Genomic DNA, 25,332 nt, shown 5'->3' with positions numbered 1-25,332 from the left:
ATGGTGGATATTGTGATTTTATATTAAGTGCTTATTTAAACATTAACACTATGTCTTTTATCCATCCTATTATCATCCCTATGAGGTTTATTGCATATCCAGCAAACATTATTCCTGTTCCTATTGTAAGAGCATCGACTACTTTTTCAATTTTTCCTTCAGAAGTAGTTTCATTTCCTACTCCATAAATGAAATCTGAAGCGTAAAGAGTAGCCATATTGATTGCTTTATTGTTTTCCTTTTCTATTACAGAAATAGTAGAATTCTCTTGCTGAGAAATATTTCTTAAATAGTTTGCGTTAACATTTACAATTTGTGAAAGAAAAAAAGTAAATGTAAAAATACTTAATACATATTTTTTAAAATTTTTTAACATAGTTATTACCTCAAATACTTTATAGTTGTAGCGAGAGTAAATAAAAATTATTAGTTTATTTAATAAACAAATTGAACAAATTGAATCTCGCCGTCTACGTAATCTACACCATTATGTATTTTTATGCAATAGTAAAAACACATAATGGTTTTGTGCTTATTTTTGTTTGATTTAATATGATTGAAACTATAAAAAAATTACAAAAAATTAGTTTTAAAAAGATTGATTAAGTAACTTTATAAAAATAATATATTCTAATCTATAATAAATAGCTTATGTATTAATTTTTAAAATACATTTTGAATATTTTATGTATGATATAGAAACATACATGATTGGTTATACGCTGATAGTTTTAAGTTAAAGAATTATTGGTATGGATGAGAAAGAAATCTTAATTACGGAAGAGAGAAGGAACAAAACATTTTATTTATCTATTTTGTGAATATTTAGAGAGATTAATATAAAAAGCAGTAGATAGATTATTTATGGCTATAATTTCTTTTATAATAAATTCAATTATACAAAAATATATTACAAGTCGTGTTTAAAAATTTGATAGGATTAAGTGATAAAAGCGCAATTTTGTTTTCAATATGTAGTAAGAAAAGAGGATAAAAGTCTGAAAAATTCACGAATTATATAAGTTCTTAAAAAATGAAATATGAGATTTATTGATTAGAGTGTTTGTTTATAAGAGATATTGCATTAAGGAAAAGCTTATATTAAGGCGTTATTCGATTATTGCGTTTAATTGTATTTTGTTATCAAAAGGAGAAAAACGTTTCATTTTCAATTTTTTATTTTTATGCTGTGTTATAGAAATGAAGCTAGAGTTCTTTATTTATAACAAAGAACGCTTAGATTGAGTGGAAATTAGGAGGCGGTAATAGGATAACAATACATACGAGCTGTTTATGATGTATAGCGCATTATAAATACATTTAAATAAGGATAAACAAAATCTTTTAGTAAAACTGTTATTTAAAGGTTATATGGCTTATGTATATTTCAAAGTTCTTTTTATGACAGATCTTGCCATATGGACATTGCTTCTAACACTTCCGCTAAATGGGCATGTTTGGCGATAGCTGTTTCAGCACCAGCATCTACAAGCGCATTAGAATGACTAAGATAACTGTGTGATCCTCCAGTAAAACCAACAACGCGCATGCCTGCTGCTGTTGCAGCATGTACACCATGAACAGAATCTTCAATAACAATAGTATTTTGTGGTGCTGCGTGTAATTGTTGTGCAGCAAAAAGAAAAATATCAGGAGCAGGTTTCGTTTTTTTTGTTCCAACCTCAGGTGCAGAAAATATTTTATTTTCAAAAAGGTTATAAAGGCCAACGTGAGTAAGCATTTCTTTTATATCTACACTCTTTGCATTAGAGCAGATACAATAAGGATAAAGAGATTTAACGTTTTCTACGGCTTCCTTTATACCATTAATAGCACGTAATTCAGTTTTTATTTGTGTTCGAAAAAGGTTTGTCATTTGATCTATGAGATGAGCAGAAATTGGTTTTTCTATTTCTTGTTCAACATGTTTAAGAATGTCGCGAAAAATAAGTCCCGCATAACGCTCACTCAGCTCTTCAGGAGATATTTCATATCCCGCTTTTTTAAGTAATTGAGATCCGATTTTTGCTGCGAGATATTCAGAGTCTACAAGAACTCCATCGCAATCAAAAATAATGAGATCTATCTGAGGCATAAGCTATTCCTTTACCGATTTGTAGTTTAAAACACGTGTGAAAATGTTATTGAGAATAACTTTATTTCATAAAAATATGCTTTAAAATAACTCTGATTCGTTTTATGAAATATAAAGATATGTGATCAAAACATTTAAAGAAAGAAAAATAAGAGTTTGCCAGTGTGAAAATTTCTTATTTTTTCTGAAAGAGCAAAATAAATTTCAATTTCGTATGAGCACATATAATTTTTGAACGAGTTTAACAATACATTTACTATATTTTGTCAAAATAATCCAATAACGCGAGCCTATAAATCATTCTGATTATGGGATAATTTTAGTTCATTTTTTGGATATTGCATGTCAGTTATTCAGCTTAAAAAAGGTTTCGTTCGTACTTCTTTACAGACGTCGTGGCGTAATAAAATTTTCAAGGGAGATTGTGTTGCAGTATTGGAAAAACTGCCCAAACATTCTGTTGATATGATTTTTGCTGATCCACCTTATAATTTACAATTAGAGGGTGCTTTATATCGTCCAGATCATTCGCTTGTTGATGCGGTTGATAATGCGTGGGATCAGTTTGAGAGTTTTGCTGCTTACGATGCTTTTACGCGCGCGTGGTTGCTCGCTTGTCGTCGTGTATTGAAACCCAATGGGACGCTTTGGGTTATTGGATCTTACCATAATATTTTTCGGGTTGGTACCGCATTACAAGATTTGGGTTTCTGGATGCTTAATGATATCATTTGGCGCAAAAATAATCCCATGCCTAATTTTCGAGGACGTCGCTTTCAAAATGCTCATGAGACACTTATTTGGGCTGTTCGAGATCAAAAGGATAAAAAGTACACGTTCAATTATGACGCCTTAAAAGCTGCAAATGAAGATTTACAAATGCGTTCAGATTGGCTTTTTCCTCTCTGTACTGGTGCTGAACGTTTAAAAAATGAGGCAGGGCATAAGTTACATCCAACACAAAAACCACAAGCGTTATTAGCACGTATTATTATGGCTTCTAGTAAGCCTGGTGATGTCATTCTTGATCCGTTTTTTGGTTCAGGAACGACAGGTGCTGTCGCTAAACTTCTAGGGCGTGATTTCGTAGGTATTGAACGTGAGCAAGACTATATAGATGCGGCATGTGAGAGAATTGCGGCTGTAAAACCTTTAGACAGACCAGAATTGGCGATTTTGGATAGAAAAAAAGCAGAACCGCGTGTAGCATTTAACAGTTTGCTTGAAGCAGGTTTGCTCTATCCTGGCGAAGTTCTTTATGATCGGAAAAAACAAGTATCTGCTATCGTAAGAGCCGATGGTACGATTATGCATGGTGGTGAAGCTGGTTCTATACATGCAATGGGACGAAAGGCGCAAGATTCGCAAAGCTGTAACGGTTGGACCTTTTGGTATTATGAGGAAAACGGACGGTTAAAGTCCATAGATAATTTAAGGATGATAATACGTTCACAGATGTTAAAAACTGGTATTCTATAAGAAATGATATCATTTCCGATCAATTGAATATGTAATTTTTTTGTGAGAAGAGTTATTCTATCCAAAAGAATTAGGAATTGCTATAGAAATGGCTTTTTTCATAACGGTAGGGAGTGCTTCTTTAGAAAGATGATTGATATTGCACCACCAGCCATTTTCACGATTCATTTCACGCATATCAATAACAGAATAAACATCAAGTTTCAGAGAAAAATGGGTAAAAAGATGTGTGATTTGTCCTTTGAATTGCCAATTGGCAATAAAAGGTGCATTTTGAAGCCCGCTTTTATGATTAATTTCTATATCATTTGGAATTTGCGTCATTCCTCCGAGTAATTTTTTACCTTGCCGTTTTTCTAAATAAATTTGTCTATTTTCATTAAGTATGACAAAAGCAGTAGCAGTTTTTAAAGGGCGCTCTTTTTTCGGGGCTTTGACTGGAAAAAACTCTGTTTTTTGCATTTTGGCTGCTTCACATAAACTTTGAAGAGGGCAGAGTAAACAAGATGGTTTCCGCGGTGTACAAATTGTTGCGCCCAAATCCATCATGGCTTGAGCAAAGTCACCAGGGCGGTTAAATGCAGTAATTTTTTGTGTTTTTTCTTTAATTTCTGCTTTTGCTTTGGGCAATATTAAGGCAATAGCAAATAAGCGCGTTATAACGCGTTCAACATTGCTGTCAACAACGGCTACAGGTTGATTAAAGGCAATTGCAGCAATTGCGGCAGCGGTATAATCTCCGATACCTGCTAAAGTACGCAATGTTTTTACGGACTGTGGAAACTGTCCTTTGTGGTTTTCAATTAACTGCTGGGCACAATGTTTAAGATTGCGTGCGCGTGAATAATAGCCAAGGCCAGCCCACGCTTTCATAACATCCTCTTGTGAGGCTCTTGCTAAAGAAGGGAGATCAGGCCAAAGCTTTAGAAATTTTTGGAAATAAGGTTTAACGGCTTCGACAGTTGTTTGTTGAAGCATGATTTCAGAAAGCCAAACGTGGTAGGGATCAGGGCGAATGCCTTGTGATTGTTCTTTAGGGGTGATGCGCCATGGTAAATACCTGTGCTTCTGATCGTACCAAGAAAGGAGGCGCGAAGAAATTTCATGCATGATTATTTTCAAGCATAGGGTGCAAAAAAAAGCAAAAGAAAAAAGTATTTATTTTATAATTCATGGTTTACTTTATTTCTTTGTTATAGGATTTTTGCTGAGGTAGAGATCGAATTTTATTGGTGTTTTATGCATTTTTTTGGGTAATATTTCTCGGAGAAAAGAAAAATTATTATATTTCGGCAAATGATTTAATGATGATCTAGAAAATGAGCAAACAATTTCGAAAACGCCATTTTTATTCTATTTCTGAGACGGTATCCAAAATGCTTGATCCGGTTTTACGCAAACGGACAGGACTCAATATGGCACTTATAGAACATTGGCCACAAATTGCTGGTTATGATATCAGTGAACATACTATGCCATTAAAAATTATTTGGAAACGTCGCGCAAATCAAGAGGAAGTTTTTAAACCAGCAACACTTGTAGTGGCATGTGAAGGATTTGCTGCATTAAAATTGATGCATGAAACAGATAAGTTGCTTCATAGAATTAATAGTTTTTTTGGTTATATTGCTATTGATCGTATCAAGATTGAGCAAAAGCGCATATCATTTTTCACAGATCGCCTGTCGATAAAGCAAGCTTCAAATGAAAAAAATAAAAAATATGTAGAAAAAATGCTTAAAGGAATTGAAAATGACAGTTTGCGTCAATCACTGTATGAACTTGGCTGTTGCATTTTTGCAGAAAAAAATAATAAATAAAGCAAGATATTTTGCGTGTATCTTTCCGATATGAATAAATTTGGATTCTTGTTCATTTAATAACAACAGAAAAGTATTGTTTATGATAAATCACCGTTCTTTTTTACCTTTCGCTATAATTTTTCTTTTAATGACAATTGTATCAATTAGTATATCTAATGTTTTAGCGGGGGGTGCTAAACCCATTTCAACTATTGATATGACTGTTGATATGGATGAAGTCCTTAAGGCAGGTAAGGTTAAAGATAGAGTTGAGGGAGAGGAAAATGCACCAGTAACGATTGTTGAATATGCTTCATTAACGTGTACGCATTGTGCAAACTTTTATAATGATGTACTTCCGCAAATACGTAAAAAATATATCAAAACAGGAAAAGTAAGGTTTATTTTTCGGGAGTATGCTTTTGATGCGCGAGCAACGGCAGGTTTTATGTTGGCGCGGTGCGCACCAGAAGATCGCTATTTTCCTTTAATAGAAATATTGTTTCAAAAACAGAACGAGTGGGTTTTTGTGAAAGACGCTGTGACACCGTTGAAGAAAATCAGCTTAATGGCGGGGTTTACGGATGAAAGTTTTAAAGCCTGTCTGAAAAATCAGTCTATTTTAGAGGAAGTGAATGCATCTTTTGAACGCGGAAGAGAGCTTGGCGTTACAGGAACACCTACCTTTTTTATCAATGGTAAGATGCACGAAGGTGTAATGTCAGTAGAATCTTTTTTTTCTGTGATTGATAGTTTTCTTAAAAAATAATTTTCCTTCTAGAAAATGTGTGTTGATATTTGTAGCTATTTCCCTTTTGGAAGAATTGATTTTGTACATTTGTGAAAGCAATGTTTTTGTTTAGCCAATTTTAAATCGAGGCATTGTTTTCATAATGAGCTCGGTTAATTAAAGTGATTTTTTTATGCTGATATGGGAGGATTTTTACCATGACGAAGTGGGTTTATAGTTTTGGTGATGGTAGTGCAGAAGGAAGCGCAAAAGAGCGCAATCTTCTTGGCGGGAAAGGGGCTAATTTGGCAGAAATGAGTAATCTTGGTCTACCTGTGCCTCCTGGATTTACTCTTACGACAGAAGTTTGTAATTTTTATTATGCACATAATAAGTCATATCCAAAGGAATTACAGGAAGTTGTTAGGCAAGCACTTCAACATATTGGTGAACAAACAGGACGCCAATTCGGTAACGAAAAAAGACCCCTTTTGCTTTCCGTTCGTTCAGGAGCTCGGGCTTCTATGCCAGGAATGATGGATACAGTGCTTAATCTTGGTATGAATGATGAAACCGTGAAAGCAATTGCTTTACAAGCCAATAATGAACGCTTTGCTTATGATAGTTATCGCCGTTTTATCCAAATGTATTCTAACGTTGTCTTGGGATTGGATCATTCAAATTTTGAAGAGATTCTTGATGAAGTAAAAGCGCGCAATGGTTATGATATTGATACAGAAATGACCGCGGATGATTGGAAAGATGTTATTATTTCTTATAAAGCATATGTTGAAGATAAGTTAGGAGCACCTTTTCCGCAAGATCCTGAACAACAGTTATGGGGTGCGATTGGAGCTGTTTTTTCAAGTTGGATGACAGCGCGCGCGGTCACTTATCGTCGTTTACATAATATTCCTGAAAGTTGGGGAACGGCAGTGAATGTCCAGGCGATGGTATTTGGCAATATGGGTGAGGATTCAGCGACAGGTGTTGCTTTTACGCGCAATCCGTCGACAGGGGTAAAAGAGCTTTATGGTGAGTTTTTAGTGAATGCACAAGGTGAAGATGTTGTGGCAGGGATTCGCACTCCTCAGAATATCACAGAAAATGCGCGTATTATCGCAGGTTCAAATAAGCCATCCTTAGAACAAGTTATGCCAGAAGCTTTTTTGAGGTTGTACCAGATTGCACAGAAGCTTGAGCAACATTATCGAGATATGCAAGATCTCGAATTTACGATTGAAAAAGGTAAATTGTGGATGTTGCAGACACGTTCGGGCAAGAGAACGGCACGTGCGGCTTTAAAGATGGCGATAGAAATGGTTGAGGAGGGATTGATAAGCCGTGAAGAAGCAGTGATGCGTATTGATGCAAAATCCCTTGATCAGCTTTTACATCCAACATTAGATCCCAAAGCGGCGCGTTTTGTTGTTGCGCGTGGTTTGCCTGCTTCTCCTGGGGCAGCAACGGGTGAAATTGTTTTTACCTCAGAAGAGGCTGAGGCTGCATCGGCAGAAGGCCGTAAAGTTATTTTGGTACGTGTAGAGACGAGCCCAGAAGATATTCATGGTATGCACGCTGCAGAAGGGATTTTAACGACACGCGGTGGTATGACAAGTCATGCTGCTGTTGTTGCACGTGGTATGGGAAAGCCGTGCATTTCTGGTGCTGGAAGTGTTCGGATTGATTATAATACGCATACAATGTTTGCTTCAGGACAAAGCTTTAAAAGAGGTGATGTCATTACCATTGATGGTGGAAGTGGGGAGATTTTCAAAGGGAAAGTTGCTATGTTGCAACCAGAGCTTTGTGGAGATTTTGCAAAATTGATGGAGTGGGCTGATGGGATGCGGCGTATAAGAGTTCGCGCTAATGCGGAAACACCAGCTGATGCACGTATGGGACGTTCTTTTGGTGCTGAAGGTATTGGTCTTTGTCGTACGGAGCATATGTTTTTTTCTGGTGAACGTATTATTGCCATGCGTGAAATGATTTTAAGTAATGATGAAAATGGCCGTCGTAAGGCACTGGACAAGCTTTTGCCAATGCAGCGTTCAGACTTTACTGAACTGTTTGAAATTATGTGTGGTTTGCCTGTTACTATCCGCTTATTGGATCCCCCATTACATGAATTTTTGCCAAAAACGGATGCAGAAATTTTTGATGTTGCAGCGGTTATGGGGATTTCTGCTGAGGTGCTTGCAGAACGCGCGCAGCAGCTACATGAATTTAACCCTATGCTTGGATTACGAGGATGCCGTTTGGCTATTACTTATCCAGAAATTGCGGAAATGCAAGCGCGAGCAATTTTTGAAGCAGCAGCGGAAGCTGCTCAAAAATCTGATTCGCCTGTTTTACTTGAAATTATGGTACCGCTTGTTGCACTGAAATCTGAACTTAATTTTGTAAAAGCTTGTATTGATCAAGTTGCAGGTGAAGTAATGAAGGAAAAGGGAATCAATATTCAATATATGGTTGGAACGATGATTGAGCTTCCAAGAGCAGCACTTCAGGCAGATAAAATTGCAGAAACTGCGGAGTTTTTTTCATTTGGGACAAACGATCTGACACAAACGACTTTTGGTATTTCACGTGATGATGCCGCGCCCTTTTTAGCAACCTATTTTCAAAAAGGGCTTTTGGAACAAGATCCTTTTGTATCAATTGATCGTGATGGAGTAGGGGAGCTTATTGCTCTTGCTGCGAAGCGTGGACGTTCACAGCGTGCAAAAATCAAATTGGGAATTTGTGGTGAACATGGAGGTGATCCTGCTTCTATTGCTTTATGTGAAGAAAATGATTTAGATTATGTTTCATGTTCTCCTTTCCGAGTACCAATTGCACGCTTAGCAGCAGCACAGTCAGCAATTGCAAAAAAGGCATAGGCTTTGTTAAAAAGTGGGGTTGCGGTGCTATACTCAAAAAAATTACATTTCTCCACTTCCCTTACAAAAGAAAGTCTCTAGAATATACTGTAATTCATATGATTTGGAGAGAGGAAGATGTATTTTGAGCACGCCTATGAGAGAAGCATAAGAAAAAAGATACCTGATTTGCATGCTTTTAATACCAACTTTATAAGATAAGTGCTTGCATTCAATTAAGCAAGCCAACTTCACGCATTTTCATCAAAACTGCGTGATCGACTTTACCTGTTATAGGAAGCTCAAACATTTTTTGAAATTGTTTTAAAGCTTCTACGGTTTTTTGATCTTCTACACCTGAGACAGTAATTTCTTGATTGCCAAACATACGTAAAGCTTTTTGCACTTTTGTAATATCTGTAACAGAAGGATCTAGAAAAGTTTCTTTTGAACGAGGCAAATTTTTAGCTTTTGTTGTTTCATTTGCCATTTCTATTTCGTTACGTTCAATTAATACCGCAATTTCATCTGTTATGGGTTCAGTTACAGCACTATTTTGCATTTTGTGGGCAGATTGTTGTTTCCATAATGCTATGGCACGACGTGTTTTGGGTCCTTCTACTCCATCTAAAGGACCATCATAAAGTCCCAGTTTTGCCAGTTTTTTTTGCATTTGCAGTGTGTTTTCTGACAGAGATGGCAAATTTTGTCGTGAATGTTTCAAAGGAGATACAGAAACAATGCGAGAAATTGTTTGAAGGTTTGCTTCTTTTTCTGACAAAGTGGAATTTTTTTCTATATTTAAAGCGGGTATAAATTTCATTTGAGAAAATAAAGCATTAAATGAAACAAATACAAAACTGAGAGCGAAAAGAAAGGAACCAATGAAAAATAAAAAATTTTTGCGTGTAGAGAAATAAAGACGTCTTGCTATCCAAAAAAGTAGACGGCTACTGACAAGAAAAATCGTGACAACAATACTGCTGTAATATTTACGCTGTTTTACAGATTTTGCTCTATGTGGCTTTCGTTTTTTTACCATTATTCTTATTTTTATTTCCAATTGCAATTTTTTTATATACAAGAACGAATATAAGTGATTTTTGCTTCTAGCGGAAGTAATTCATTTGCGTCATTGCTCTCTCTCCTTTCAAATATCTTATATTGTGTATGCATTTACATCTTTGAGCAATGATGCGGTCAATGTGATTATCTATTATGCTATGTATATTCTGATATGAATCATTTTCACACATATCCAATAAATTTCAACGGAAGTGATTGCATATCTGCAAGATAATAGTCTTTTCTACTGAACCCTCATAATTTTATCTCTTTACTTTCTTATAAAGCGGAGATTGTGATGATATATCATACAGTGACCTAAATCTCATTCACTACTATAAGATTCTTTTTGTTTTTTATATCGCGGTGTATTTATACACATGATTATAATATGCATATGCACTTATATATCTCCAACGTTTTTATTTACTGTTTTATTGTGTAAATATTAATGTTAAGTGGCTTATGAAAAGAAGAATGGACCATATTTGTATACCGCTGTATAATATTTTATTATAACAGAGTTTATGATACAAATTTTATAAATCGAATACGAAATTTTATGAAATACTGATTTTATAAATTTCTTATAAAGAAGAAGAGTATATATTTTATATTTGTAACTGCGGTATATCGATCGCCCATGATACGTTTTTTAATCAAATTGTCATTGTTTTTGTTTTTTGTTTTTGTTGTTATTTCATTTTTTGTAGCAAAGCCAAGTAACAATTATTTTCCTTCAACAAGAGAGGAGCATACAACGACTAGCAATGTAATTATTGCCTTTAAGGAAGCTTTAAATGATTTAGGAACATTTTGTGATCGTAACATACAAGCTTGTAAAGTTGGTAAATCCTTTTTACATTCACTTGGTGAACGCGCATATTATGGTGCTACAGCAGCTTATGAATATCTTGGACATATCTTGGATGACAAAAATATGAAAGCTTCTCAAAGCTCTGCTCCCAATTTGGGTGTAAAAGAGCCTACACAAAAACACGGCTCTACGACATTACCCTAATATAGGAATTTAATGTTCGGTGCTAGCTTTATGCTAAGAAATAAGAGACTGATCTGTCAACCAAATGCATTAACATGGTTATCACAATAAGACAGGACTATAAGTATGGCAGAAACAATCGATAATATTATAGAAAACTTTTCTCTTTTGGATAATTGGGAGGACCGTTATCGTTATGTGATTGAACTTGGCTATGAATTACCACCTTTTCCAGAAAACGCTCGCAACGATGTTCACAAAGTGCCTGGTTGTGTTAGCCAAGTATGGCTTTTATCTTCACGTGATAATGCAGAAAATCCAACCATAACATTTCAAGGTGATTCTGATGCCCATATTGTACGTGGACTCATTTACATTCTTCTTGCCTTCTATTCAGGTAAAAAAGCTTCTGAAATCCGCGATGCTGATGCTGAAGAACTTTTCAAAACACTAGGTTTAAATGAAAATCTCACACCACAGAGATCAAATGGCCTTAAATCGATGATTGAACGAATCCGCAACGAGAGTTATTTATAAAAAAACAAACTATCGTAATAACTAAGACGCAAAGCTCTCAATAAACAACCCTTTCCCAAAATCATAGACAAACGAGAAGAAAGCGAATTCCTAAAAAAACACGATTATTTTGCCTTTCTTCGTTGGCTTTTACGTCCAAGCCCCATCTCCTTGGCTAAAGCTGATCGTGCTTTTGCGTAATTAGGCGCAACCATAGGATAAGAACTGTCCAGCTGCCATTTTTCACGATATTCTTCAGGTAACATTCCATAATGAGTCATAAGATGACGCTTCAAAGATTTAAATTTTTTACCATCTTCGAGGCAAATAAGATAATCTGGAAAGATTGAGCGTTTAGGGTTAACCGCAGGCCTTTGCTTTTCTACCGCAGCTTCTGCTAATTCCATATTTCCTGCTTTAACAAAAGCAGCATGAACATCAGCAATCAAACTTGGCACTTCAGTCGGTCGGATTGAATTATTACTCACATAAGCAGCAACGATATCAGCAACCAATGTAATAACTAAATTGCTTTCAGTCTCTAAGACTGGACGATGTTCCATTCTTGTTTCCTTTAATTTAATATTGAGATATCAATTGCATTCACACTCATGATACAGAGATCCCATGCACGTAGGTTTCATATTGTACAAAAATCTTTTTTGTCAATTCAATTATTCTATAAAATTGCCAAAACATAAAAAAATCAAATAAATGCCTTTTTTTTGTCATAATATATAACAAGAAGAACCACCTTCTTCCCTTTTGTAATATAGTTTTGTTCTATGAAATATCATGCAAAAATATAAAATATATATTAAATATAAAAATGATATAGCATAAAATTATTTATTTTGTATCAAAATTATAAATCAAAATATTAAATTTAAAAATGTAATATATAAGTTAAATATTTTTAATTAACTATATAAATTATTGTTTATTTTTCTAAATGCATATTTAATTTATAATAACTCTAGCTTTTTGTGACATAAAATATATCTTAAATTTTTTACATAAAAATTATAAAAAACACAATGAAAAAAATAAATATAATAAATACATAGTATCATAAAATAATGAATAGTAAAATAATTATAATTATATTTTAGTATAGTACTGAATTTTTTATCTTTAAGTGCATAATATTATTATTTTTTAAATATACGTTTCCACTAAAATAAAATTTAACTATTTATATTAAAACAACTATTTCTACTGTTTAAAAAAGAAGTTTAGTTTCCTTTATTGAATTATTGAAACGTTTTTATAATCATAAAAAGCAATATCTGTAATTTGTGAAAACAGAATTTATAAAATAATTGTAGAAAATAACGCAGCTCTCTCTGTTTGCAGTTGAGTAGAATTGATAGATTTACGCACTTGTACAAAAAGTGTGATTCTAACATAACCAAACCATCGACATCTTTTACTATAGGACTGTGTATGACCCATTCATTTATCCAACCACCTAAAGCGTCAAAAATCATTCATAAAGAAACGTATCACGGAATTTGTCGCGATGATCCCTATTATTGGCTGCGTGCTTCTAATTGGCAAGATGTTTTTAAGGATCCTAGCTGTCTTGATAAAAATATTCGACATCATCTTGAAAAGGAAAATGCTTATCAATCTGCACAAATGGCTGATACAAAATTATTACAGGATGAGCTTTTTGCAGAAATGAAAAGTCGCATTAAAGAGAATGACAGTTCTGTTCCTATAAAACATGGCCCTTTTGCTTATGGATTTTCTTACATTACTGGAGGTCAACATCCCCATTATTTTCGTACTCCAAGAAATGGAGGAGAAAAAAATATTTACCTTAATGGTGATGCTTTGGCCAAAGGTAAAGAATATTTTAATTTTGGATCAGTTCAAGTATCGCCGGATCATACACATGTTGTATGGACCTATGATGATAAAGGATCAGAATTTTATAGGGCAAAAATTCGTAATTTGGAAACTTTGTCTGATTGTATGGATATAATTATGGATACATCTGGACAGATAGTGTGGGATGCAAAATCGGAAGGCTTCTTCTATATGAAGATGGATGAAAACCATCGGCCTTCAGAGCTTTATTATCATAAGTTGAATACTGATCAATCACAAGATATACTTATTTTTCGTGAAGATAATCCAGGATTTTTTCTAAATGTAAGTAGTTCTAAGCTTAATGATGTGATTTATATTCATATCCATGATCATGAAACATCCGAAATTTGGCTTATCCCTGCTGAAGCACCTCTCACTGTTCCTCAATGTGTACGGAAGCGGCAAAAAGGCGTTGAATATTCACTTACAGAAGGTGGTGATGTTTTTTATATTCTTACTAACCTTGATAATGCAAAAGATTTCAAAATTATGGTAGCGCCATATGCAACGCCACAATCAGAAAATTGGACAGATTTTGTGCCGCATCAGCTTGGATGCTTGATCATATCTCATGATGCTTATCAAGATTTTCTTATTTGGATTGAACGCTTTGAGGGGCTTCCCCGTATAAAAGTAATGGAGCGTGCTACCAAACAAGTTCATTCCATTACTTTTACAGAAGAAGCTTATTCTTTGGGTTTACAAGGTGCTGCAGAATATGACAGCCAAACTGTTCGTTTTTCCTATTCGTCTATGACAACACCTGAACAAGTTTTTGACTATGAAATGAAAAGTCGCGAAAGGACGCTTCTAAAAACGCAAATAATTCCTTCTGGGCATGATAAAGATGCGTATGTAACACGGCGTGTTATGGTAACTGCAGACGATGGTGAAAAAATTCCCATCTCCCTTTTTTATCATAAAAATACCACTCTTGATGGGAGTGCACCCTGTTTACTCTACGGTTATGGTGCCTATGGAATCTCCATTCCAGCCAGTTTTAATAGTAATGTACTTTCTTTGGTTAACAGAGGTTTTATTTATGCTATTGCTCATATTCGTGGAGGAAAAGAAAAGGGAGTTGAATGGTATGAAAAAGGCAAACATCTCTTTAAATACAACACATTTACAGATTTTATTGCTTGTGGACGCTATCTCGTAAACAATAAATTCACTGCTCATGATCGTCTTATTGCTTACGGTGGTTCAGCAGGGGGCATGTTAATGGGTGTTATCGCCAATATAGCTCCACAAGATTTTGCTGGGATCGTAGCAAATGTACCCTTTGTTGATGTTTTAACAACCATGTTAGATGCTTCATTGCCACTAACGCCTCCAGAATGGCCAGAATGGGGAAATCCTCTCGAATCACAAGAAGATTATAATCTTATTGCTTCTTATTCACCTTATGATAACGTTAAAGCGCAAAAATATCCCCCTATACTTGTGATTGCAGGATTAACTGATCCTCGTGTAACTTATTGGGAACCTGCAAAATGGGTAGCAAAATTACGCGATTTAAAAACAGATGATAATGCGATCTTATTACGCATTAATATGGATTCAGGTCATGCAGGTGCGGCTGGACGTTTTTCAAGGTTGGAAGAGATTGCATATATTTATGCATATATCTTAAAAATAACAGAAAAAAGCTTTTATTAATTTGAAAATCTGTCTTTTTGAAAGGCTCCATAGCGCTATGAATTACGGAGCCTTTTTACAGCATAACAACTTTGTAGACAGCTAAAATCCACAATCTTCATAAAGTTGCAAAACATAATCCCAATTAATTAACCGATCTACGAAAGCTTCGAGATATTTTGGGCGTGCATTGCGATAGTCAATGTAATAAGAATGTTCCCATACATCAACACCTAAAATAGGTTGGGCATCATGGATCAGAGGATTTTCACCGTTTGGTGTTTTCATAATTTCGAGTTTACCATTTTTAACAGCAACCCATGCCCATCCAGAGCCAAATTGAGCTCCGGCAGCAGTTATAAAATCAGTGCGGAACTTATCATAACCACCCAGATCAGTTTCAATAGCCTTTGCTAATTTTCCAGGAAGTTTTTGGCCGCCTCCATCTTTTTTCATCCAAAGCCAAAAATGGTTATGATTATAGTATTGAGCTGCATTGTTAAACAAAGCGACATTCTGTCCAAAGCTTTGTTTAACAATATTTTCAAGGCTTTCATTTTCTAAGCCTAATTCTTTTACAAAATTATTAGTATTGGTAAGATAAGCGAAATGATGCTTATCATGGTGATATTCCAGCGTTTCGCGTGACATATAGGGCGAAAGGGCGTCATAATCATAAGGCAACTCAGCTAATTCAAAAGCCATTTAAAATCTCCTCGATTTTGATTGTTAAGCTCATTCCATAGAACTAATTTGCCATTTACAACATTTAAAAGCAAATGTTGAATACTTTTTGCAGCAATTTAATTTTAATGATCATTTATTTATAGCAGGACTTTGAGGGAATATTTGTACTGAATTAACAAAATATCAGTTACTTATATCATTTTTCTTCTAAAAATTCCTAGACCTATTACGGAACAAGAAACACAAGCCTTTCTTTTCTTTTAAAGAATGGAAAATATATTCAAATAACTGTCAGTTTCTGTCTAAAATATCACATAAAAATATCTTCACTTATTTGGGTAAATGCTTTTTAGTTACTTTATTATTTAATGATTGCTACTGTTTATAATAGCATGTGCATTAGATTGTTCATTACTATTTTTGCAGAGTACATTGTTTTTTGCACGAATTGCAACAAGAGAATAAGCCGAGTGATGATTGATAGTTTGCGCATATTAGCCTACATATATCAGACAATGTGTTAAAAATAGAATTTATTGTAATTATCCGATTATGTTTATCATGTGTTATTGTTCCAGTTTTTAGGCATAACGAATACAATTCTAACTATTGAATCACAGAAAATAAAGAATTCAATTTAAAAAAATGAAGCACTATCAATACACGAAGTTCATTTATTTTTATTTCATTTGAATATCGTAGATTTGAATGCAACAAAAAAGACAAAAAACGATTAGATAATAGGCACTTCTTTCACAGTATGATTTGTTTATGTGTTAATAAATGTCCATTTCTACAAAATTTGTTAGAAATGATATAGGCAAGGCTACAAGATTTTATTATAAAAAAGTAAGAGCTTTGATTTTCATATATTGCGCACCATCTTGGGAATCGCTATAAGATGCTGGTGCAGTTGTGCAGCATATTCTTTTTTTGGGGTATAGCCAAGCGGTAAGGCACCGGTTTTTGGTACCGGCATTCCCTGGTTCGAATCCAGGTACCCCAGCCAATATTTAGTTAAATTAATAGGTTATATAAAAGTTCGGGAATTTTGATTCCATTGATTCTTTTAACGTATTTTCTTATCTATTCCGAACTTTTTTGTAGCTTTTTAATTGCTTCTATTGCTAAGTATTTTCTCTTAGCTATTTTTTATAGAACATGCCTTAAAGAGACATCTCTTAAGACACCCAAACCCATTCACGACGGCGTTCGTGAATGGTATAACAGTAAATCCATTAAGCAACACCATCTTTATGCTTATGAAAAAGCAAGACGGCACCATATTATTTTCCAGCTCCCAATGTTGCTACAGTCCTTCCATTAAGGCGATTCATAAGAGGTATTTTTAGTTCTTTCTCGTACAGTTTTTATCCGCACGCTAATCCTGCCTGTAACGTGTAAGCAAATGGTTTTGGTTAATTCAACATAAACAGATTTGAAATGAAAGAATCTTAGGATATTCGAAGCTCTCATTCAATATGCAAAACAATGAATTATTTTTATAAATCAATGGATTGATTTAAAGAGGAGGGTTTCTATGAAGGAAAAAGAGAAAACTTTAGAAAAACGGGTTTGATAGACTTAAAAAGGCAATACAGTATGCTGTCTTTTTTCCTGAGAGTTTTGCATACATTGGAAATGATGTACTTTATTGCATTTGGTTTGAGTGAGATGAATTCTTTTAAAATTGTTCCTCTCTAAAGGAACAATAGGTGTAAGTGTAAATCAACAAATTATTTTAGATGGTGTAGGAAAGATGTGAAGAGAGAACAGTCATTCGACTAGTATTTCCTTGACAGAATAAAAAAAGCTGCACAATGCTGTGCAGCTTTTTTTGAAAGTGAAGGGGAAAATACGCTCGCTTTCACACGCAATTTATAATCTTATTGCTTGCGTTATCATTGTATCGTGACACGCTGCTCTGCTTAAAGAAGAACATCCTTGTGATTAAAACTGATAGCGTATGCCCCCAGAAAAACTTGCTCCAGTAATACCGGTTTCTTGCAGCTTTTGCTGATAACTGACATCACCATGGATGGAGAAGTTCTGAGACAAGTGCGCATTGATACCAACCCCGCCTTCAAGTGAGGCTCCCATAGGATCAAGATCAAAGATATCTCCAATCTGGATTTTCCCATCATCTCCAAAAGTTTTAAGAAAGTTCACTTTGCCATAGAAGGAAAAGACATTGTTGTTTTCAGTAGAAACAGTTTTGCTCAAACGTCCACCAATGCGGGCCAACCACTGGGAAGGATTTCTCATATCAATCTTCAGGTTATCAGCATCTTCAATGGTATCAAACAACAATTGTTGATAAATCAGCTGTACCTGTGGTTCAAACGTTACCCCTTCCGCGTCAGTAGCAAATTCTTTTCCAACAGTAGCAGAAGCACTCAATGTTGTCGTGTTGTTTAATTTTGCTGCATTCTTGAAAACAGCTGTCGTGATATTTCCATCGATTATGCCATAGGAAGCCAAGATATCGACATATAAGCCATTGGTATGGTGTATGCTGCCATAAGCTGTAGCGGCCCATTTGTTAAGCGTGCTCTTATCTGCATCCTCTATATTCTGAGGTGTGAAGGAGAGTTGCCCATAGGTTCCTAAAGCCCCAAGATGTATGGTGAAATCTTTATTTTCTATTGCGGCTGATGTAACACCTGCTTGTGTTGCAGCGTAGAAAATATCAGCGTTATAGCCATATTTAAGGGCACCGCGCTCAGAGGTTAAGGTTGCAGTGTTGCCATAAGGAGACAAGAAGAAAGAATAATTCTGTGCTGTGTGTGTATCAGCTAACAATGCACTCTGCTTCAGCATATCAGTGAAACCAGCAGTGAAAAGAGCACTGGGCATTACGATATAGCTTGCTGTTTGTGCTACAGGAACGGGTATGAGACCAGGGCCTGAGTCAAGAAATGCTTTGTGTAAGCGGAAATCCCAGAAGTTTTCATTCTTTTCACCAAAAAGGTTCTTTTCGCTATTGGCTTTCCCATGGCTTGATGTTGGTCCATAGGCCGTTAGCGTGTATTTATAAGGCTTTCTCCCTAATGTGGTATAGCCCTTATCTAATTTGAAAGAGTCTTCTTTGGCATTTCCAGAGACTTGGATCAGGGAAAGTCCACCTGCATTCGAGGGGGATCCAGCATTTACGACACTGTCTCTCTCCCCCAAATCGCTTTGTATATAAACTGTTGTAGTGCCCGCCACATCCCCATGGATAAGAAGCCGATCAGATTTCTGACCATCTATTATTTCCGTTTCATCACCCCATGCTATGTTGAAGCCAATCCTTGCATCCCCAGAGGCATTGTAGACTGCTTCTGTCCCAGCTTTTCCAGTACCTATGTGCAATGTATGATAATGCTCTTCTGTTGGGTTTTCAAAAGCAATAGTGCTGTTGTTAAGATTCAGCACAGAAACATCAGAACGTGATCTTTGCGTGATATGAACCAGATGACCATCTTTGTCTTTTTCGTATGCACTGTTTTTTATGATCCATTTTGCGCCATTCTTCAAATCAAAGACTATTTTGTCCTCATCTGTAGTTTCTACTCTCCCTTCTATAGAAGAGTGATCTACAGTTAAGAGTGTAGAAACGCCGTTGTTCCTTAATAAAACATCAGCGTGGATTTCTGTATTTTTGAGATTTACTGTATTGGAACCATACCCATTGGTTTCAATTCCTATACCATTTTCAACAGACAGCTTAGTATTGGTTAAATTGACTTGACTACTTCCAATATGTATGCCAATTTTTTTCGTCGTTGCAATAACATCTGTAGCGTCAATTTGTGCACCGTTGAACAAATAAAAAGCAGTGTTTTCTGTCTTAATGGATCCTCCCGTCATCACGATTTTGGAAGGTTTGTCACCTGAACGATTCATAGCAAAAAGTGCATTCAAGTCCGTATTTTCTGCAATAATTTCAACATCATTTAGAAAAGCAGTACTGCCTGAATCAACCCACACCCCTCCACCTGAGTGAATAAAGCCTCCAGACATTGTGATTTGATCTTCAACCCCCGATGCATATATCCCCATCCCACTGCCGTTAATCCTTACATTTTCTAAAGTTAATTCACTCTTGGTGCCGTTGAGGTCTATTCCATGACCTTCTGTGGTTATGTCCACATTTTTAAGCTCGGCTGTAGTTTCTGTTCCATTACCAAAATAGATACCCCACTTTGTTTGCTGGTTAGATGTAATGCTTCCCCCGATCATCTTGAAATGTGCTCCATCTTTTAAAAAAACGGCAGAACAAGAAGTGTCATTCTCTGCTGGATCACTACAACCAACATTAGGAGCAGGACTCTTCTGTTGCTGAATGGTTGTTCCATACAGTTCAATTACACTGCCACGACCGTCGATATATACGACAGCTTTGTCTAATTTATCATTAACCAGCGTTAAATCTGTACCATAAATTTTGCCACCCTCTGATGCTTCAAGAGTTTCATAGGTTGCGCCTTTTGGAGGGGTTGCAACTTCCCCTTTCGCGACAAGACTTTCAGCCTGTGCGTTGAAATGTGTACCAAACAATGCAATTGCTGCAATTGCTGTGCAGGATAAGAGAGATTTTTTAAACATAAAGTTTTCCTAGCTTATAAGCCCCAACTGTTTTTCCCCGCTTATAAGAAACTAAGAAGAATAAACAATGGATGATTTTCAAATAAATATTCTAATAATTCTATTGTATTCATGCATGTATCCTCCCCACCCCACTGCTCTTAATCCTCACATTTTCTAGAGTTAATTCACTCTTGGGATTGTAGAATTGTATTCCAGTAGCATCCGTGGTTATGTCCACATTTTTAAGCTCGGCTGTTGTAATATCGGAAGAGCCTAAAAGAGTGATACCCACCTCTTGAGATGTAATGCTCCCCCCGATCATCTTGAAATGTGCTCCATTTTCTAAAAGAACTGCAGAACAAGAAGTGTCATTCTCTGCTGGAGTCCTACAACCAACATTAGGAGCAGGACTCTTCTGTTGCTGAATGGTTGTATTTCCATACAGTTCAATTACACTGCCAGAATCTTTGGCATATACTACAGCTTTGTCTAACTTATCATTAACCAGCGTTAAATCTGTACCAGAAATTTTGCCACCCTTTAATGCTTCAAGAGTTTCATAGGTTGCGCCTTTTGGAGGGTTTCTAACTTCCCCTTCCGCAACAAAATTTTTATCCTGTGCGTTGGAATGCGTACCAAACAGTGCAATTGCTGCAATTGCTGTGCAGGATAAGAGAGATTTTTTAAACATTGATGTTTCCTTAGCTTACAAGCCCCAAATGCCTTTCCCCCGCTGATAAGAAACTAAGAAGAATAAACAATGGATAATTCTTAAATAAATATTTTAATAGTTCTATTGTATTCTTTGTTATATGTCAAATTTAAAGAAAAATTAATACTTAAAACACAATAATTATATTAAATACATTTAAGTATTTATATTTAACTCTATTCATATTTTTATTGAAGTATAATTAATTCTTAAGAAACACGATTGTCAGACAATGATAAAGGGTCAGAGGAGAAGAATAATATTTACATAGATTAAAAAAAGCAGCACAGTGTGCTGCCTTTTTATGTAAACACATGAGAAAACACCGTTCGCTTTCACACGCATTTATAATCTTATATGCTTGCGTTATCACTATATCGTGACACGCTGTTTTGCTTAAAGAAGAACATCCTTGTGATTAAAACTGATAGCGTATGCCCCCAGAAAAACTTGCTCCAGTAATACCGGTTTTTTGCAGTTTTTGCTGATAACTGACATCACCATGGATGGAGAAGTTCTGAGACAATTTTGCATTGATACCAACCCCGCCTTCAAGTGAGGCTCCCATAGGATCAAGATCAAAGATATCTCCAATCTGGATTTTCCCATCATCTCCAAAAGTTTTAAGAAAGTTCACTTTGCCATAGAAGGAAAAGACATTGTTGTTTTCAGTAGAAACAGTTTTGCTCAAACGTCCACCAATGCGGGCCAACCACTGGGAAGGATTTTTCATATCAATCTTTAGGTTATCAGCATCTTTAATGGTGTCAAATGACAATTGTTGATAAATCAGCTGTGCCTGTGGTTCAAACTTTACCCCTTCCGCGTCAGTAGCAAATTCTTTTCCAACAGTAGCAGAAGCACTGAATGTTGTTGTGTTGTTTAATTTTGCTGCATTCTTGAAAACAGCTGTCGTGATATTTCCATCGATTATGCCATAGGAAGCCAAGATATCGACATATAAGCCATTGGTATGGTGTATGCTGCCATAAGCTGTAGCGGCCCATTTGTTAAGCGTGCTCTTATCTGCATCCTCTATATTCTGAGGTGTGAAGGAGAGTTGCCCATAGGTTCCTAAAGCCCCAAGATGTATGGTGAAATCTTTATTTTCTATTGCGGCTGATGTAACACCTGCTTGTGCTGCAGCATAGAAAATATCAGCGTTATAGCCATATTTAAGGGCACCACGCTCAGAAGTTAAGGTTGCAGTGTTGCCATAAGGAGACAAGAAGAAAGAATAATTCTGTGCTGTGTGTGTATCAGCTAACAATGCACTTTGCTTCAGCATATCAGTGAAACCAGCAGTGAAAAGAGCATTGGGCATTACGATATAGCTTGCTGTTTGTGCTACAGGAGCTTTCACCTGTGAGACAGAGTCAAGAAATGCATTTTGTAAGCGAAAATCCCAGAAGTCTTCATTCTTTTCCTCAAAGAGGCTTTGCTCAATATTGGCTTTCCCATGGCTTGATGTTGGTCCATAAGCAGTTAGCGTATATTTATAAGGCAAACCTTTCATGGTGGTATAGTTATTTATTAATTTAAAAGAGTCTTCTTTGGCATTTCCAGAAACTTGAATAAGCGAAACGCCGCGTGTATTCACAAGAAGAGAAGTGTCTTCTTCTACACTTTCATCTCCTAATTGGCCTGTGAAATAGACTGTCGTTGTGCCTGTTACATCGCCATGAATAATAACCCGATCAGTTTTTTGAGCGATTTGTGTTGCTCCATCACTCCATGCTATGTTGAAGCCAATCTTTGCATTACCGGTTGCATTATAGACTGCTGTGGTATCGAGTTTTCCAGATCCTACATGCAGTGTTTGATAGTAGTTTCTTGCTGGCTCATCAAAAGCAATTGTACTATTATTAAGATTAAGTATAGAAACATCAGAGCGTGATCTTTGATCAATGTTAGCCAGATTGCCATCTTTATCTTTTTCTTTTGTACTGATTTTTAAAAGCCATTTTGTACCGTTATTCAAATTTAAAAGCATTGTGGGGTCATCTATAATTTTTGCTCCACCTTCTAAAATAGAGGAATCAGCGTTCAGGGTGAAAATACCTCTAGGCGGTTTTGTTCCACTTTCAGGTGGTTTATACTCTGTAATCTGGCCTAGTAATAAAATATCAGCATAAATCATCGAATTTTTGAGGTTGACTGTGTCCATTTGTGAATTTGTAAAAATGCCGGTACCATTTTCAACAAAAAGCTTTGTATTGGTCAAATTAATCTCTGATGATGAGTATTGATTTCTAATACCTTCTTGTGCTTCAAATCTTATACCACTCTTTTCTGCTTTCGCAGAAAAAACATCTGTGACATCAATCCTCCCGCCATCTTTTACGGCAAATGCAGCTGTTTTTCCCTCTACGCTTCCCCCGGTCATCATGATCTTTCCATTATAGTCTTCTGCATAGAGTGCAGAACCATTAGATGTAACATTAACATGATCATTTAGAATGATTGTAGATCTGTATGAAGCCTCGACTCCGTTTATATCTCCTTGCAGGGATCCACCAGATACCGTTATTAGCGAGTTTTCAACGGAAGATGAATATATAGCTGAAATTTTGCTCGTAATAGTTACGTTTTTTAAAGTAACATTATAATTATTGTTACTTATTCCGTGTGCGCCAGCATTAATGTTCACATTTTCCAACTTAACACTTTCTAGTTCAGGATCACGAGATCCGTTAATAAAGAGATCAACACCATCATCTTCAGAAGTAATGGATCCTCCTGTCATATACCCCATGCCATTGTCGTTTATAGCGAGGCCTATGTATCCTGCATTAATGGTTACATTATCTAACTGGATAAAGGCACTTTTACCTTGGGCATTCGCTGCCATCGATGATTTTGAATCGATAGTACCGCCGGTCATTTTTATCGTACCATTACCGTATGCAACAAGACCGTTGTCAGTGCTCTTAACAGTTGTATTTCCATATAACTCAATCGTGCTTCTAGGTGCGTTATCGTTGTGACTATTATAGTAAGCGCTTACAACACCAGCACCGTCTGGGTTACTAGGACCTACGAGAGTTAAATCAATACCATAGATTGTTCCACCGTTTGTTGCAGAAATACTCTCGTAACTTTTTTTAGACTCTGTAATTGTTTTTCCTTCTTGATCTTTAAGGATTTCAGCCTGCGCGTTAAAGTGTGCGCCCAACAATATGATTGTTGCAGCAGCTGTGCAGGATAAAAGAGATTTTTTAGACATTGCTGTTTTCCTAACTTATAAGCCCCAAATGTTTTTTCCCCACTTAACAAGAAGGATAAACATAATAAATAATTTAATGAAAATTTATATTGTAGTTTTGTAGCTAACTTATTGTTATATGTCAAATATAAACTATTTACTTTATAATAAATAAATTTTTTCAGTATTAATACATAATGTATTTATATTAAATAATAAAAAATATTTAAAAAATAAAACATTTAATGATATAAAATGGTGTTATTACTCTAAAATAATTTATATTTTTAATCTTTTATTTTAAAGGCTTTGTCTTAAAAGCGTGAAACTCTGTTTAGAAACAATAGTGGAAGCAAATGATGGGCTGATGGGGAGCTTACTGTTGGAAGTAAGTGCATCTTTGTACAATTTCTTACCAAATGAGAAGAAAGGGTGATGGGACGTTAGTTAGAAAAAATAAGGAAAGATAGTGAAAAAGTTATCTCGCTTTAGATCTAAAACGGGTTTTATACTTATTATTTAATAACGCTTTGATTATTCTTTTCTGAGTGTTTTTGATAAATTAGGGATGAAGCGATTTTGTTGTGTTTGGTTTATGTTGGATTAATGCTTACATTCAGCATTGTTAAAATAGCCACTACGATTTGTGCTTGAAGAGTTTGCAGCGCAATATTAGTCTGAACATATGTGCGCTTATTTAATGCTTCACCGCGGTCCAGTTGAATAAGAAGAGTGCTTTGATGAAAAACTGTCTTTCTTTTAGAAAAATTTTCTCAATGAAATCTGTATTTTCTCTTGAAGGAAATGAACACTGGCGATGGGGATAATCGTTCTTTGCTTCTGTGCGACACTTTCTGTTTTCGTTATAGCATTACCGATCACAGTAAAGTTGCAAGGTGTTTCAATAGGTGGAACAGTTGGCACTAGATTGGGCTATGGAACAGAGGTTATTGTAGGGTTTTGTATATAAGGCCTATGCGTGCTGGTAATAATTCATAAAATATTTAGAAATATATCTCTGAAGCCATGCTGGTATTGTAGAAATATTTTAATAAACATATAAAATTCTATATACAAATATTAATT

General features: G+C 35.5%; 17 protein-coding genes and 1 tRNA gene. 9 read left to right on the top strand and 9 right to left on the bottom strand.

Annotated features, from left to right (window positions below):
* Nucleotides 1–31: 31 nt before the first annotated feature.
* Together MCS_RS02110 and MCS_RS02105 are read right to left on the bottom strand one after the other, a co-directional pair.
* Entirely contained in the window at nt 32–376 is a 345-nt protein-coding gene (locus tag MCS_RS02110; RefSeq protein WP_004855041.1) for a hypothetical protein, read from the bottom strand.
* Nucleotides 377–1,399: 1,023 nt separating this feature from the next.
* The gene (locus tag MCS_RS02105; protein WP_004855039.1) at nt 1,400–2,095 is read right to left on the bottom strand and encodes an HAD family hydrolase; all 696 of its coding nucleotides are present in this window, start codon (nt 2,093–2,095) and stop codon (nt 1,400–1,402) included.
* 342 nt (nt 2,096–2,437) lie between these two features.
* On the opposite strand from MCS_RS02105, the gene MCS_RS02100 reads away from it, so the two are divergent.
* Nucleotides 2,438–3,574: a site-specific DNA-methyltransferase gene (locus MCS_RS02100; protein WP_004855035.1), complete on the top strand. Its 1,137-nt coding sequence runs from the start codon at nt 2,438–2,440 to the stop codon at nt 3,572–3,574.
* Nucleotides 3,575–3,631: 57 nt separating this feature from the next.
* Here MCS_RS02100 and mutY read toward each other — a convergent pair whose 3' ends face one another.
* Nucleotides 3,632–4,684, bottom strand: coding sequence for an A/G-specific adenine glycosylase (mutY, locus tag MCS_RS02095; protein WP_004855033.1), 1,053 nt, complete (start codon nt 4,682–4,684; stop codon nt 3,632–3,634).
* A 209-nt stretch (nt 4,685–4,893) separates the two neighbouring features.
* On the opposite strand from mutY, the gene MCS_RS02090 reads away from it, so the two are divergent.
* The 3 genes from MCS_RS02090 to ppdK all read left to right on the top strand — a co-directional run bounded on the left by MCS_RS02090 (nt 4,894) and on the right by ppdK (nt 8,991).
* On the top strand, nt 4,894–5,394 hold the full coding sequence (locus MCS_RS02090; RefSeq protein ID WP_024864157.1) for a DUF721 domain-containing protein: 501 nt from the start codon (nt 4,894–4,896) through the stop codon (nt 5,392–5,394).
* 82 nt (nt 5,395–5,476) lie between these two features.
* Nucleotides 5,477–6,145, top strand: coding sequence for a DsbA family protein (locus MCS_RS02085; RefSeq protein ID WP_004855029.1), 669 nt, complete (start codon nt 5,477–5,479; stop codon nt 6,143–6,145).
* 179 nt (nt 6,146–6,324) lie between these two features.
* The gene (ppdK, locus tag MCS_RS02080; protein WP_004855026.1) at nt 6,325–8,991 is read left to right on the top strand and encodes a pyruvate, phosphate dikinase; all 2,667 of its coding nucleotides are present in this window, start codon (nt 6,325–6,327) and stop codon (nt 8,989–8,991) included.
* 211 nt (nt 8,992–9,202) lie between these two features.
* Here the strand turns inward: ppdK and MCS_RS02075 are convergent, their stop codons facing one another.
* On the bottom strand, nt 9,203–10,012 hold the full coding sequence (locus MCS_RS02075; protein ID WP_004855023.1) for a peptidoglycan-binding domain-containing protein: 810 nt from the start codon (nt 10,010–10,012) through the stop codon (nt 9,203–9,205).
* A gap of 666 nt (nt 10,013–10,678) precedes the next feature.
* Between MCS_RS02075 and MCS_RS02070 the strand changes: the two genes are divergently transcribed.
* The gene (locus tag MCS_RS02070; RefSeq protein ID WP_004855020.1) at nt 10,679–11,056 is read left to right on the top strand and encodes a DUF5330 domain-containing protein; all 378 of its coding nucleotides are present in this window, start codon (nt 10,679–10,681) and stop codon (nt 11,054–11,056) included.
* A gap of 105 nt (nt 11,057–11,161) precedes the next feature.
* A complete protein-coding gene (locus MCS_RS02065; protein ID WP_004855018.1) occupies nt 11,162–11,572 on the top strand; it encodes a SufE family protein in 411 nt (136 codons plus the stop codon).
* A 104-nt stretch (nt 11,573–11,676) separates the two neighbouring features.
* Here the strand turns inward: MCS_RS02065 and MCS_RS02060 are convergent, their stop codons facing one another.
* On the bottom strand, nt 11,677–12,114 hold the full coding sequence (locus MCS_RS02060) for a Ros/MucR family transcriptional regulator (protein WP_004855014.1): 438 nt from the start codon (nt 12,112–12,114) through the stop codon (nt 11,677–11,679).
* Between the two features lie 883 nt (nt 12,115–12,997).
* Here MCS_RS02060 and MCS_RS02055 point away from each other — a divergent pair.
* A complete protein-coding gene (locus tag MCS_RS02055) occupies nt 12,998–15,091 on the top strand; it encodes a S9 family peptidase (RefSeq protein WP_004855013.1) in 2,094 nt (697 codons plus the stop codon).
* A gap of 81 nt (nt 15,092–15,172) precedes the next feature.
* Here the strand turns inward: MCS_RS02055 and MCS_RS02050 are convergent, their stop codons facing one another.
* Complete coding sequence (locus tag MCS_RS02050) at nt 15,173–15,775, bottom strand: superoxide dismutase (RefSeq protein ID WP_004855009.1); 603 nt, start codon at nt 15,773–15,775, stop codon at nt 15,173–15,175.
* 916 nt (nt 15,776–16,691) lie between these two features.
* On the opposite strand from MCS_RS02050, the gene MCS_RS02045 reads away from it, so the two are divergent.
* Nucleotides 16,692–16,766, top strand: a tRNA-Gln gene (locus MCS_RS02045).
* 941 nt (nt 16,767–17,707) lie between these two features.
* Here MCS_RS02045 and MCS_RS02040 read toward each other — a convergent pair.
* The 3 genes from MCS_RS02040 to MCS_RS02030 all read right to left on the bottom strand — a co-directional run bounded on the left by MCS_RS02040 (nt 17,708) and on the right by MCS_RS02030 (nt 24,267).
* On the bottom strand, nt 17,708–20,347 hold the full coding sequence (locus MCS_RS02040; RefSeq protein WP_004855007.1) for an autotransporter outer membrane beta-barrel domain-containing protein: 2,640 nt from the start codon (nt 20,345–20,347) through the stop codon (nt 17,708–17,710).
* 109 nt (nt 20,348–20,456) lie between these two features.
* Entirely contained in the window at nt 20,457–21,020 is a 564-nt protein-coding gene (locus MCS_RS02035; RefSeq protein WP_004855005.1) for a hypothetical protein, read from the bottom strand.
* A gap of 439 nt (nt 21,021–21,459) precedes the next feature.
* The gene (locus tag MCS_RS02030; RefSeq protein WP_004855002.1) at nt 21,460–24,267 is read right to left on the bottom strand and encodes an autotransporter outer membrane beta-barrel domain-containing protein; all 2,808 of its coding nucleotides are present in this window, start codon (nt 24,265–24,267) and stop codon (nt 21,460–21,462) included.
* A gap of 796 nt (nt 24,268–25,063) precedes the next feature.
* Here MCS_RS02030 and MCS_RS08280 point away from each other — a divergent pair.
* Nucleotides 25,064–25,216 carry a hypothetical protein gene (locus MCS_RS08280; protein WP_004855000.1) on the top strand — a complete coding sequence of 51 codons (153 nt, stop codon included), beginning with the start codon at nt 25,064–25,066 and terminating at the stop codon, nt 25,214–25,216.
* Nucleotides 25,217–25,332 lie beyond the last annotated feature (116 nt).

The sequence above is a fragment of the Bartonella doshiae NCTC 12862 = ATCC 700133 genome, from assembly GCF_000278155.1.
In the GTDB taxonomy this organism is placed as follows: Bacteria; Pseudomonadota; Alphaproteobacteria; order Rhizobiales; family Rhizobiaceae; genus Bartonella; species Bartonella doshiae.
This window is presented reverse-complemented; position numbering and strand designations above follow the sequence as displayed.

Coding starts and splice junctions, on each gene's coding strand:
- MCS_RS02110 (WP_004855041.1), bottom strand. CDS start 376: ATGTTAAAAAATTTTAAAAAATATGTATTAAGTATTTTTACATTTACT.
- MCS_RS02105 (WP_004855039.1), bottom strand. CDS start 2,095: ATGCCTCAGATAGATCTCATTATTTTTGATTGCGATGGAGTTCTTGTA.
- MCS_RS02100 (WP_004855035.1), top strand. CDS start 2,438: ATGTCAGTTATTCAGCTTAAAAAAGGTTTCGTTCGTACTTCTTTACAG.
- mutY (WP_004855033.1), bottom strand. CDS start 4,684: ATGCATGAAATTTCTTCGCGCCTCCTTTCTTGGTACGATCAGAAGCAC.
- MCS_RS02090 (WP_024864157.1), top strand. CDS start 4,894: ATGAGCAAACAATTTCGAAAACGCCATTTTTATTCTATTTCTGAGACG.
- MCS_RS02085 (WP_004855029.1), top strand. CDS start 5,477: ATGATAAATCACCGTTCTTTTTTACCTTTCGCTATAATTTTTCTTTTA.
- ppdK (WP_004855026.1), top strand. CDS start 6,325: ATGACGAAGTGGGTTTATAGTTTTGGTGATGGTAGTGCAGAAGGAAGC.
- MCS_RS02075 (WP_004855023.1), bottom strand. CDS start 10,012: ATGGTAAAAAAACGAAAGCCACATAGAGCAAAATCTGTAAAACAGCGT.
- MCS_RS02070 (WP_004855020.1), top strand. CDS start 10,679: ATGATACGTTTTTTAATCAAATTGTCATTGTTTTTGTTTTTTGTTTTT.
- MCS_RS02065 (WP_004855018.1), top strand. CDS start 11,162: ATGGCAGAAACAATCGATAATATTATAGAAAACTTTTCTCTTTTGGAT.
- MCS_RS02060 (WP_004855014.1), bottom strand. CDS start 12,114: ATGGAACATCGTCCAGTCTTAGAGACTGAAAGCAATTTAGTTATTACA.
- MCS_RS02055 (WP_004855013.1), top strand. CDS start 12,998: ATGACCCATTCATTTATCCAACCACCTAAAGCGTCAAAAATCATTCAT.
- MCS_RS02050 (WP_004855009.1), bottom strand. CDS start 15,775: ATGGCTTTTGAATTAGCTGAGTTGCCTTATGATTATGACGCCCTTTCG.
- MCS_RS02040 (WP_004855007.1), bottom strand. CDS start 20,347: ATGTTTAAAAAATCTCTCTTATCCTGCACAGCAATTGCAGCAATTGCA.
- MCS_RS02035 (WP_004855005.1), bottom strand. CDS start 21,020: ATGTTTAAAAAATCTCTCTTATCCTGCACAGCAATTGCAGCAATTGCA.
- MCS_RS02030 (WP_004855002.1), bottom strand. CDS start 24,267: ATGTCTAAAAAATCTCTTTTATCCTGCACAGCTGCTGCAACAATCATA.
- MCS_RS08280 (WP_004855000.1), top strand. CDS start 25,064: ATGGGGATAATCGTTCTTTGCTTCTGTGCGACACTTTCTGTTTTCGTT.